This is a genomic window from Maribacter ulvicola (assembly GCF_900155985.1).
GTDB lineage: Bacteria > Bacteroidota > Bacteroidia > Flavobacteriales > Flavobacteriaceae > Maribacter > Maribacter ulvicola.
On the sequence record NZ_FTMA01000003.1, the window covers coordinates 158,786 to 171,138 of the forward strand.

Here is a 12,353-nt window from a genome sequence, read left to right on the forward strand (position 1 = left end):
CAAGATATTAAACTCTTGGTTTTTTTGTTTGTATGATTAAGCATACATTTTATCTAAAACTTAGATTAAAACACCTTTATATTCTTTAATTTCACAGCAAAGTAAAATCAGTCTTCGTGTTATTAAAAATTTTAAGGTATACGACTCTATTTTTAATTATGCTCAATGTACCTGGTTGGGTATTGGCAAAAATAAGTCCCGTATATTCTAGCTATCTTAGTTATCTCTCTTATGGTTTGATGATTTTTTATTTTTTTATTTCAAAAAAGTGGTCTGTTAATAAATGGCTATTATTACTAGGGGTACTATATTTTGGCATAAGTAGTTTATCCGGTCAACTTTATATGCCTACCGAAATAGGTTTTATTATCATAATCATTAAATATTTTGTCGTAATTATTGGTGGTTATGCCATAGTACAAGACACTTCTAAAAAAGATTTTTTTTTCTTTTTGTTATTGGGTGCATCAACGGTTTTTCTTCAAATCTTCATATTTTTTGATCCATTAAAAGATGGTGGGCGGTATAGTGGATTTTACTTAAATCCTAATGGATTGGGTTTTATATGTATGATGGGATATGGGCTAACTTATGGTCTTTGCAACAAATGGAAAACCATTGGTCAAATTACCTTTACTATTGTAGGTTTTTTAACATTTTCGAGAACATTTATTCTCGTTTGGTTATTTATGAATCTGTTTTCTATACGTTTGTCATTAAAAAATCTACGCGTTTTAGCAGTTGGCATAGGCCTATTTGTTGGTTTATTGACATTTAATGCATTTCTACCCAAATCTAATCCACGTTTAATGGCTATGAGTAATATTTTGGAAGGTAAATCTAATAAAACTAACAAATTAGAAGAGGGCGGGCGTACTGAAACTTGGGCGTTATTTTATCCTGCTTTGATGGACAAACCATTATTTGGCAATGGCTATGATGCTTTTGGTGGTGGTGGCGTTGCTGGTGCAGTTGGGGCGCATAATGCTTATTTGAAAATTATAGGGGATGCTGGAATTTTTACTCTACTAATTTTTTTAATTATGTTTTTTGATTTATTATTAAAAACTTCAAGAGTATTTCTAAAACAACCGCATCTTGCCCTTATGACGTTTGCCTTATGCTTATTTTTATTGACTAATCATAATTTTTTTGATTCTGGTTATGTTTTATTCTTCACTATGTGGTTACAGTATCAAACAACAATTGCAACAAAAGAAAGACTAAACAGCCCAAAAATGTCGTTAATAAAGAATAAGTATAAACCTGCTTCTTTAAAATCCTAAATAACACTACCCACTTATTTAATCTTAAAGTATTAGATAAAAAAGAAATGTTTAGCAATTAATAATGTTAATACAGGTTTATAAATAATGGTAAATTTAGTAGTAATCGCAAATAATTTCCAATGAAAATAGTTTTTATAATCTATGGTCTACAGGCAGGTGGGGCAGAACGAGCCGTAACCGGTTTGGCTAACTATTGGGCAGAAACACATAATGTTTCAATTATCACATTAGTAAACACTAAATCATTCTACCCTTTAAATTCTAAAATTAAAAGGTACTTTTGTTTAGAACAACCTAAAGAGAAGACAACCATACTTCAAAGTTTAAAGGATGTATTCTTACGCCTAAAAAAACTAAAGTACTTCCTTAAAAAAGAAAATCCAGATGTAGTACTAAGCTTCATGATGAAAACTAATATTTACTCAACATGGGTAGCTAAATCACTAAAAATTCCTTGTATTGTAAGTGAACGTGCGAATCACGATTTTGATAAGCTTCCTAGAATGCAGGAACGACTTAGAGATTTTAGTTATCGCTATATTTCTAAATTAGTAGTACAAACTGAAGGAAATAAAAATTACTATCAAAAAACTGTAGAATTAAGTAAAATTAAAGTTATTCCAAATGGTGTTGCCGATACTTTACAAAACCAAAGGAATACTCAAACTCTGAAAAATTGCACAAAAGAGAAGATCATCCTAAATGTAGGTGCTTTTAGAAATGGTAAAGCTCAAGATATACTTATAAAATCTTTTGCTAAAATCAAAGCCCCAGACTGGCGTTTAATTTTTTTAGGACAGGGACCCAACCTTGAAAAAATTAAAAACTTGGTAATAAAATTAGGTATATCGAATCGTGTAGAATTTGCAGGCGCAAAACAAAATGTTGCATTCTTTTACCAACAAGCATCCCTATTTGTGTTTACATCAGAACATGAAGGATTTCCAAATGCACTATTAGAAGCCTTATATTTTGGTCTTCCATGTATTTCTACAAACTGTCCACACGGTCCTGCTGACCTCATTAAAAACGGACAAAATGGATATTTAGTGCCCGTAGGAAATCAAGAACAATTAACTAGGAAGATTATAGAACTAATTGAAGATTCTGAATTAAGAAAACGTTTTAGCGCAGAAGCGATAGTCAACAGTCGAAAATATGAGATGGAAACAATTGCCAACCAATGGATGAATTTAATTAAATCAGTGGTAGTTATAGAAAGCTAATAGGTATTTAATTATATTTAAAATTACACAATCCTTCGCTATTCCTAGCGTTATGATTTCAACGAATTAAGCTTTAATAAAAAAACAGAATAAATATTGTCTATGTGCGGAATCTACGGAACAACCCTTCCTTATCATAAAGAGCAAGTACAAAAAAAATTGGAACGCACTGGCTTTAGAGGTCCTGATCAAATGGGCATATCATGCTATACAACTAGCCACAAACCTATTACCTTTGGTCATAACAGACTGTCAATCATAGATTTGGATGTTCGCTCTAACCAACCCTTTACTTATGAAAACCAGATTCATTTGGTTTTTAATGGAGAAATTTATAATTTCAAAAGTCTTCGCGAAACTTTATCCAATAAAGGTCATAATTTTCATACCAGTAGCGATACCGAAGTAATTTGTGCCGCCTACCTTGAATATGGGGAACAATGTGTAAACCATTTTAACGGCATGTTCGCGTTTGTGATTTATGATGAAACAAAGCAAATTTTGTTTGGTGCCAAAGACCGTTTAGGTCAAAAACCACTTTACTACCAGCTTAGTGAAAAAGGATTTGAATTTGCCAGTCAAATCTCTTCTATACAAATGTTTAATGAAAACTTATCCATTTCCGCTTTAGCAATTCAGAAATATCTAGCTTGGAATTCTGTACCCCATCCTTATTCTATTTTTAACGAAATCAAGAAACTAGATGATGGCCATTGTTTCACTTATGACCTTCAAGCCAAAGCATTTAACGATTGGCCCTATTGGGATATCGCTTCCCCCATCGTAGAACGCTATTCTGGCACCTTTGATGAAGCCAAGATTGATTTAGAAGAGCTCTTAACGGATGCCGTTCAACAACGAATGGTTGCCGACGTTCCGTTAGGCGTATTCCTTTCAGGTGGGGTAGACTCCTCACTCATAGCTGCATTGGCCGCAAAAGACACAGAACAGAAAGTAAAGACTTTTTCTGTAAAATTCAATGAAAAAGGTTTTGACGAAAGTATTTATGCCCAAAAAGTTGCTGACCACTTAAAGACGGAACATACTGTAATTGAATGCGATTATCGAGAAGGTATAGATTTGATTAGTAATTTTAATCATTTTTATGATGAACCCTTTGCAGATGCCTCGGCCATCCCCTCTATGCTCTTGGCTAAACACACCAAAAAAAAGGTTACTGTCGCATTGTCTGGTGATGGTGCCGATGAAGCATTTTTAGGCTATCATAGATATAATAGGATTGACAAAATGAGTAAGATTTTTAAAATCCCTTATTTTAATAGACTATTGGCAGCACAATTAATGAAACTTTCACCAATAACTAGGCATAAAACTATTGCTGAAATATTAAAGTCTAAAAACGAAGACTATGCATATTTATCCTCACTATATCGACCAAAAGAAATTTGGCTAATACCAGAGGAAAAACCATATGATTTTAAAGAACTTCACTATTTAACACATAGCAAAAAAGGGCTACACGAAAGAGCTGGAGATATTGATTTAAAGACCTATTTAAGTTGGGATATCAATACCAAGGTAGATCGAGCTACTATGGCCTTTTCCCTAGAAGCACGTTCGCCATTTCTAGATTATAGAGTTGTAGAGTTTGCTCAAAGCTTACCCTCGGATTTTAAGTATCAACCTACAAACCAAAAACGGATACTTAAAGCTTTACTATATGACCATGTACCACAAGATTATTTTGACAGACCAAAATCTGGGTTTACTATGCCGTTCGAGGTATGGTTTAGAAATGATTTAAAAGATATGATTCTTACAGAACTTGCCCCGAATGAATTAAAAAACATTCCTGGTATAATTCCAAAAGAAGTGACAAAAATGATTCATGAACATATGAACGGTACTTGGAACCACTATCCTATGATTTGGAAATTATTAGTATTAAAACAATGGTTGGTAAAAAATGGAAAAGGTATAGCACTAAGGTAAATCTATATAAAAAGTTTATTCAATTCTACAAAAGCCCTCCTAAAAACTTAAATCTTTGGCACATAAAAAAATAAAAATACTATTCATAATTCCAAACTTGAGTCCCGGAGGTGCAGAACGAATTATGTCCTATTTGGCTTCTAATATTGATGTGAATAGTTTTGATTCCGAAATGATTGTACTTTGCAAACAAAGAGGTGAAGCATTTGATCTGGAAAATCTAAAGGTTACATATTTAAAAAATGAAAGAGTACTTTATGCTATTCCAGATTTAATAAAAATAATTTACACCAAAAAACCAAACATTGTTTTTGGAACTTTATCGCATGTAAATTTAGTTTTAGGGTATATTTCTATTTTTTTTCCTAAAGTTACATTTATTGCGCGACAAACTTCTATTACTTCAGTCTATAATGCTCTAAATGTTAAGAAGAAATTTGATTTATTTTCTATTTTTTTGAAACAAGCATTTAAAAATTTAGATTTTATTGTTTGCCAATCTCAAGACATGTTAAATGATTGTATTAAACTCTTTGACCTGCAAAAACAACAACTTAAGGTATTATCTAACCCGATTACAGATAAATTTTTAGTAAAAAATGTAAAAACAAAATTTGAAAAACAAAGTAACTATCATTTCATTACTGTAGGTAGATTTGTTAACGTAAAGGGACATGAAAGAATCTTACGTATATTGTCAAAATTCAAAAAACCGTTTACTTATACTCTTGTTGGCAATGGTCCTTTAAAAGACACTTTATTTGAATTAGCTAATAATTTAGGTATATCAGAAAAGATAATCCATATTCCATATACTAAAGATGTTGCTCATTTTTTAAGCAATAGCGATTATTTCTTACAAGGCTCATTATCAGAAGGTTTTCCAAATGCTTTGCTAGAAAGCTGTGCAGTGGGCACACCTGTTTTAGCATTTGATGTTCCCGGAGGCACAAAGGAAATTGTAAAAAATGGCGTAAATGGATTTCTGGTTGATAACGAAGATGAATTTTTATATCAATTGAACAATCTCACTCCATTAAATCCAGACAAGGTTTCAAATTCTGTTTACAAAAAGTTCGATAAAGCGATAATTTTAAAAGAATATGAAACGTTTTTTAAGAACAGCCTTACATAATTGTTAATGACCAAAAGACAAACTAAAATAACAATTTTAATATATTCTTTAGCAGGTGGTGGTGCGGAACGTGTGGTTTCTTACCTACTACCCTATCTAAAAATCAAGGGTATTGAAGTACATTTGGTATTAATGAACACTACTATTAGTTATGATATACCTAAAGACATTCCCATTCACTATATTGAAACATCTCAAGGAGATGAACATGGGCTTTTTAAGCTCATAAAACTACCTTGGTTGGCGTATAAATATGCCAGGTTATTAAAGAAATTAAAAATTACACATTCTTTTGCCTTATTAACCCGTCCTAGTTATATAAATATACTCTCGCAATACTTTACCAAAAAAACATATAAAATTAGTATTAGTGAGCGCTCTTACCCTAGCATGCAGTACGGTTATAATAATGTACAGTCGAAAATCAATAATTTTTTAATCAAACGTCTCTACCCAAAAGCGGACCAGATTATTTGTAATTCTCATGGTAATGCTAATGATCTTGTTAAAAATTATGGCATAAATGCTTCAAAAATTGAGGTTGTTCATAACCCCATAAATATTGAGAATATAAATGATGTTGAACCCGATGGTGCTATCTTTAAAAAAAACAACTTCAATATTATAACGGTAGGCAGAATGGATGCTGGCAAGAATCATGAGTTACTGATAACTGCCATTGTAGATGTCCCTCAGGTTCATTTATTTATTCTTGGTGACGGAGTTTTAAAAGAACATTTAAAAATACTTGTTGCAACTAAAGGACTGAAAGAAAGGGTACACTTTTTGGGATTTGACAATAACCCTTTTCGTTTTTTAAAAAAAGCAGACCTTTTTATATTTGGTTCAAATCATGAAGGTTTTCCAAATGTGTTACTAGAGGCCATGGCATGTGGGCTACCCCTATTAACGACCAACTGCAAATCTGGACCGGACGAAATTATGAAGCTACCACAAAAAGAAGTGACCACAACGGATATTATGATTACAGATTATGGTATTCTTACCCCTGTTGGCAATAGTGATCTTTTACAAAAAGGCCTCTCCTATTGCATAGCACATCCAGAATATCTAAAAAATTGTAGAACCAAAGTAAAAGAGCGTATACAAGATTTTAAAAGAGAACCAATTTTAGAAGCGTACACCAAAGAAATACTATCGTAATAAGTATATGAAGGAAGCACAATCCCCAAAAAACAAAAAAAAGGTAATACGTACCGCCGCATTATCCGGGTCACTATATGTATTACTAGAAGACCAATTGCGTTTTTTAAACCAATACTATGATATATTGGCCATTGGCTCTGATTCAGATAACTATTTTATTGAAAGGTTAAAACAAAGAGAGGGCGTACGCAGCAAAGAAATTAATATAGAAAGAAAAATAAGCATTGTAAAAGACCTTGTTTCTTTATACCGCCTTTATATACTTTTTAGGAAAGAAAAACCATTTATGGTACATAGCATTACCCCAAAGGCAGGTTTATTGACGATGATAGCCGGGTATTTTGCAAGAGTACCAGCAAGAGTGCACACCTTTACCGGGTTAATTTTTCCTACCCAAACCGGTATGATGAAGACCATTTTAATTTTTTTCGATAAGCTAATCTGTAGGTTTGCCACCAACCTATACCCAGAAGGCAATGGGGTTAAAAATGATCTATTAGCGTATAAGATCACCAAAAAGCCCTTAAAAGTGATAGCTAATGGTAATGTTAACGGTATTGATTTAGTAAAGTTTAACAAGACCCTATTTACCACAACCGAAAATCAACTATTACGTAAGAAAATAGGCGTTTCTGAAAAAGATGTTGTTCTCCTATACATAGGTAGGTTGGTAAACGACAAAGGCGTTAACGAACTGGCCCAGGCCTTTACTAAGATTTCAGCTTCACATAACCATGTAAAACTGGTTATGGTGGGTTCTGATAAAGGTGAAACAGATTTGTTACCTGAAGATACTTGGAACATTATAAATACTAACGATGCCATACATTACGTAGGGCACCAAAATGATGTTAGACCGTATTTGGCAATGTCAGATATTTTTGTATTCCCTAGTTATAGAGAAGGATTCCCCAATGTAGTCTTAGAAGCAGGTGCCATGGGGTTACCCGCTATTGTTACCGATATCAATGGTTCTAATGAAATTATCGAAAATAATATTAATGGAATTATTATACCATCAAAAGATACCCAAGCTTTATTGAATGCAATGCAATTATGTATTAAAAATCCAGAATTTCTTATAAAACTTTCAAAATGTGCTAGAGATAAGATTACTTCACGATTTGATCGTAATTTCGTCTGGACTGAAATTCTTGACGAATATCGATTGATTGAGCGTAATTTGAGTAAAAACAATATCTAATATGCTATTTAATTCTTTAGATTTTGCGATTTTTCTTCCAATAGTGTTTCTACTTTACTGGTTTGCAGTTCAGAAGAATTTAACACTACAGAATCTTCTAATTGTGACAGCTAGCTATATATTTTATGGTTGGTGGGATTGGCGTTTTTTAAGCTTAATCCTTTTTAGCACAATAATAGATTTTTCTGTAGGTAAGGCACTTGGAAAAACCACAAAAATTAATAAAAGAAAAACACTTCTATGGATAAGTATTATAGTTAATCTAGGTTTTCTTGGTTTTTTTAAATATTACAATTTTTTTATTGAGAATTTCATAGAAGCTTTTACTTTTTTTGGTAGTGATATTAGAATTAGTTCATTAAACATTATACTACCAGTTGGAATCAGTTTTTATACTTTTCAAACTTTAAGCTATACAATAGACATATATAGGGGGAAATTAGAGCCTACTAAAGATTTCATTGCATTTACCGCCTTTGTTAGCTTTTTCCCTCAATTGGTAGCTGGACCAATAGAACGTGCAACACTTCTATTACCCCAATTCTATGTTAAGCGAAAATTTGATTACAATAAAGCAATTGATGGAATGCGCCAAATTCTTTGGGGTTTATTCAAAAAAGTTGTAATAGCAGATAATTGTGCACTATTAGCCAACGAAGTTTTCAATAATTCTCATGACCTCAATGCAAGCACCCTATTTCTAGGGGCACTTTTCTTTACCTTTCAAATTTATGGAGATTTTTCAGGATACTCCGATATAGCTATTGGTATCTCTAGATTGTTTGGATTTAACCTAATGAAGAACTTTGCTTTTCCATATTTTTCTAGGGATATTGCTGAATTTTGGAGAAGGTGGCACATATCACTTTCAACTTGGTTTAGAGATTACCTATACATTCCTCTTGGAGGAAGTCGTGGAAGTTTAGGTTCAAAGGTTAGAAATACCTTCATTATATTTATAGTAAGTGGATTTTGGCATGGCGCCAATTGGACTTTTGTCATTTGGGGTCTTTTAAATGCATTATATTTCTTGCCGTTACTACTCACGAAAAATAATAGAAATAATATAGAAATAATAGGGTTTGATCGTTCTTGGCCATCTTTTAAAGAAGTATTATCTATGTTTCTAACTTTTTTTATGACAGTTCTCGCATGGATTTTCTTTAGAGCCGAAAGTGTACGTCACGCTATGAGTTATATACTTGGTATATTTTCTGAAACTATAATAGATAAACCCATTTTTTCTAATATGATGTCTTTTTATAAAGCTATCGGTCTCCTTTTGATTTTTATAATTATAGAATGGTTTGGTAGAAGGGGAGAATATGCAATATCAGAAATGAAATGGGCCAAAACAAAAACACTTAGATGGGTATTCTATATATTCTTGATTTTATTACTTCTAGTGTTCGCTGGTAAATCTCAAGACTTTATTTACTTCCAATTTTAAAATTAGAGTATGAAAAAGTTTATAACAACAGTTATCGTCTTTGGAATTATATCATTAATAACTCTTTATACATTAGATTATTTAGTATCCACTGGTCTTCGAAAATCCAAATCTGATACGTATAATACAATTAATAAAATAGTTGATGGAACCTTAAATGCCGATATAATTATTAATGGAAGCTCAAAAGCTTTAGTGCAAGTATCTCCAAAAATTTTAGATACTATCTTAAATCAAAATTCCTACAATTTAGGAATGGACGGGAACGAATTTATACCACAACTATTACAATATGAACTGTATAAAAAGTACAACCCTAAACCTAAATTAATAATACAAATAGTAGGAAACGACTTTTTACAAAAAAAAGAAGAATTGATTGGATATATGCGTTTTGCCCCTTATTTAAAGTTAAATGGAGTTTCTGCCATGACCGAACAATATAAGGGGTTTTCGTTTATCGATTACCATCTACCATTTTATCGATATTCCGGTTATTTTGGATTAATAATGGATGGTCTTCTCAGTAACTTTGGAATTCACAGACAAATTGATTTAAAATATAAAGGCTATCAAGAAAAAGATTATATCTGGGATAATAGTTTTGATAAATTCAAAGCTTCTAACCCCAATGGAATTCAGATTAAGATGAATAATTCTTCTAAAGAAAAATTTAACCAATATATTGAGAGTTTAGTTCAAGATAATATTCATATTATTATGGTTTATCCGCCGACTTATTTACCTTCCCAAGATTTAATTCGGAATAAAAAAGAGGTAATTAATTTTTATAAAGCTGTGGCCAAGAATAATAATGTTCTTTTTTTAGATTATTCTTCTAATTTCATTTCTAATGAAAAAAAATATTTCTACAATTCACAACACCTCAATAAAAATGGTGCTGAAAGATTTACGAAACTACTAGCTGAAGATATAAAGAGTACAGACATATTGAACAAGAAGTAGTGGATCGAGCATCTTAAGTATAGCCCTTTCACAACTAACAAGATCATTTCAGTAGTTTGACTTTAAAATATGATATTCTTCGAATTCTACCTTTTTTTAAATAAGTTTTTGGTTCCTTTATATGATGCATAATACAATCATAGGCTTTGGGTCTATATTTCACAAACAAGCTATTGATGGCATAGAAAATACTTCTAATGCTCACTTCCTTGGCGCGCATGAATTATTCTATGCTGGACGCTATGCTATAAAATATGTAATTCACGGTATCCTAGAACATCAACATATCAACGCTATTTGGATACCAAATTATTATTGTCCGTTCGTTAAAAACTGGCTTGAACAAGAATTTGAGTCTATAACCTATTATGACATTGACCCGTTTGATGCCACTTCTAAAATAGATTGGTCTTTATTTACAGCAAATGATATAGTAATCGCTAATAATTATTGGGGGCTAAAAGAGCACCAAATACCTAATGGAGAACGGCCCATTGTTATTGAAGATCATTCTCATGGTTGGCTCTCTAAAGGTTGTATGGACAGCCAAGCAGATTTTTGTATAGCATCATTACGAAAAACACTACCCATACCCCTTGGCGGCATTGCCTGGAAACCGGTTAAAAGCAAATGTAGCATTCCGCTGAAACCACTAGAAAAAAACAACATAGCCATTGAAACAAACCCTATGCTACAATCATGGGCGCTGATCGATAGTGCAATGGAAACCAAAGCTACCTGTAACAAAGAAGAAGAAAAAAGCGTCTTTTTACAACAATATAGCCAGGGAGAAGTACTACTTAGAAATACCCAAGAAATAGTACCACTGTTAGCTGAACATGAAACCGTAATACGTAACGCTCTTTTTAAAGATTTTAACGCCTATAAAAAAACTCATTTAGCATATATACTACAGGCCATACACCCTTCACAAGCGTTTAAAATAATTAACGAGGAAAGTAAAACACCTTTTGGCCTTCTGTTAGCCTTTAAAGAACGGGAGTTATTTAAGGATTTTAAACAGTTTTTAATTACCCACATGATTTACCCGGCAGAACTGTGGCCACAAAATAACATAGCCCAAGACTATAAATTTTTAGTAAACATTCATATCGATTTTAGGTACAACACAAAGGATCTAGAATTTATGGCCGATACTATTAACCGTTGGACATTACAACGATCTTCATTACAAATAGAATAACAATGGTAAATTAGAAACTCTCTATTTTTAAAACATCCTTGTTTTTGTATACGTATAATAATGGTTTAAATTAGCCGTTTTTGATTAGGTACCAATACCATCCCCAAAATGATATATAAAAAATATTTTAAACGCCCTTTAGATTTTATATTAGCTCTTTTTGGTCTGCTAGTCTTTTCTCCTATTATAGTGATAACCATTATAATACTAGCTATTAGCTTTAAGGAAAATCCTATTTTCACCCAAAGAAGACCCGGTAAAAATGAGAAATTATTTTCTGTCTTTAAGTTAAAGACCATGAACAGCAAAAAAGATGCTGACGGAAACTTACTTTCAGATACAGAACGTTTAACTCCTCTAGGTATTTTTATACGCAAAACCTCAATAGATGAACTACCACAACTTGTGAATGTTCTTATTGGCGATATGAGCCTAATTGGACCAAGGCCTTTATTAATACGCTACTTACCCTACCATACAGAAAGGGAAAAAAAGCGTTTTTTAATTCGCCCGGGGATCACGGGTCTGGCACAAATATCTGGCAGGAATTTTATTAGTTGGGAAGATCGCTTTGAGAAAGATGTGCAATATTATGAAAATTTGACCTTTGCTACCGATTTAAAAATATTCTGGCAGACTTTAATGAAGGTAGTTTCGTCAGATGATATTGAAGTGAACCCCCAAGGTAACCCAGGTATGGAATTTTTAGATGTGGAGCGAAGTTCATGGGAACAGTTTAAACATCTTAAAAAAAGTTAA

General features: G+C 32.3%; 10 protein-coding genes. All 10 read left to right on the forward strand.

From position 1 onward, the window contains the following. Positions 1 to 116: 116 nt before the first annotated feature. The 10 genes from BW936_RS11460 to BW936_RS11505 all read left to right on the forward strand — a co-directional run bounded on the left by BW936_RS11460 (position 117) and on the right by BW936_RS11505 (position 12,353). On the forward strand, positions 117 to 1,286 hold the full coding sequence (locus tag BW936_RS11460) for an O-antigen ligase family protein (RefSeq protein ID WP_143744131.1): 1,170 nt from the start codon (positions 117 to 119) through the stop codon (positions 1,284 to 1,286). A gap of 122 nt (positions 1,287 to 1,408) precedes the next feature. After that, on the forward strand, positions 1,409 to 2,515 hold the full coding sequence (locus BW936_RS11465; RefSeq protein WP_076548539.1) for a glycosyltransferase family 4 protein: 1,107 nt from the start codon (positions 1,409 to 1,411) through the stop codon (positions 2,513 to 2,515). 102 nt (positions 2,516 to 2,617) lie between these two features. Continuing rightward, complete coding sequence (asnB, locus tag BW936_RS11470; protein ID WP_076548540.1) at positions 2,618 to 4,468, forward strand: asparagine synthase (glutamine-hydrolyzing); 1,851 nt, start codon at positions 2,618 to 2,620, stop codon at positions 4,466 to 4,468. Positions 4,469 to 4,523: 55 nt separating this feature from the next. Then, positions 4,524 to 5,603 (forward strand): glycosyltransferase, encoded by a 1,080-nt coding sequence (locus tag BW936_RS11475; RefSeq protein WP_076548541.1) that lies wholly within the window; start codon positions 4,524 to 4,526, stop codon positions 5,601 to 5,603. A gap of 6 nt (positions 5,604 to 5,609) precedes the next feature. Continuing rightward, on the forward strand, positions 5,610 to 6,767 hold the full coding sequence (locus BW936_RS11480) for a glycosyltransferase (RefSeq protein ID WP_076548542.1): 1,158 nt from the start codon (positions 5,610 to 5,612) through the stop codon (positions 6,765 to 6,767). A 7-nt stretch (positions 6,768 to 6,774) separates the two neighbouring features. Beyond that, on the forward strand, positions 6,775 to 7,974 hold the full coding sequence (locus BW936_RS11485; RefSeq protein WP_076548543.1) for a glycosyltransferase family 4 protein: 1,200 nt from the start codon (positions 6,775 to 6,777) through the stop codon (positions 7,972 to 7,974). A 1-nt stretch (position 7,975) separates the two neighbouring features. Then, entirely contained in the window at positions 7,976 to 9,424 is a 1,449-nt protein-coding gene (locus tag BW936_RS11490; protein WP_076548544.1) for an MBOAT family O-acyltransferase, read from the forward strand. Positions 9,425 to 9,433: 9 nt separating this feature from the next. Next, the gene (locus tag BW936_RS11495) at positions 9,434 to 10,390 is read left to right on the forward strand and encodes a hypothetical protein (protein ID WP_076548545.1); all 957 of its coding nucleotides are present in this window, start codon (positions 9,434 to 9,436) and stop codon (positions 10,388 to 10,390) included. Between the two features lie 121 nt (positions 10,391 to 10,511). Beyond that, positions 10,512 to 11,594, forward strand: a complete 1,083-nt coding sequence (locus BW936_RS11500; protein ID WP_076548546.1) for a hypothetical protein — start codon at positions 10,512 to 10,514, stop codon at positions 11,592 to 11,594. Positions 11,595 to 11,702: 108 nt separating this feature from the next. After that, complete coding sequence (locus tag BW936_RS11505; RefSeq protein ID WP_317042890.1) at positions 11,703 to 12,353, forward strand: sugar transferase; 651 nt, start codon at positions 11,703 to 11,705, stop codon at positions 12,351 to 12,353.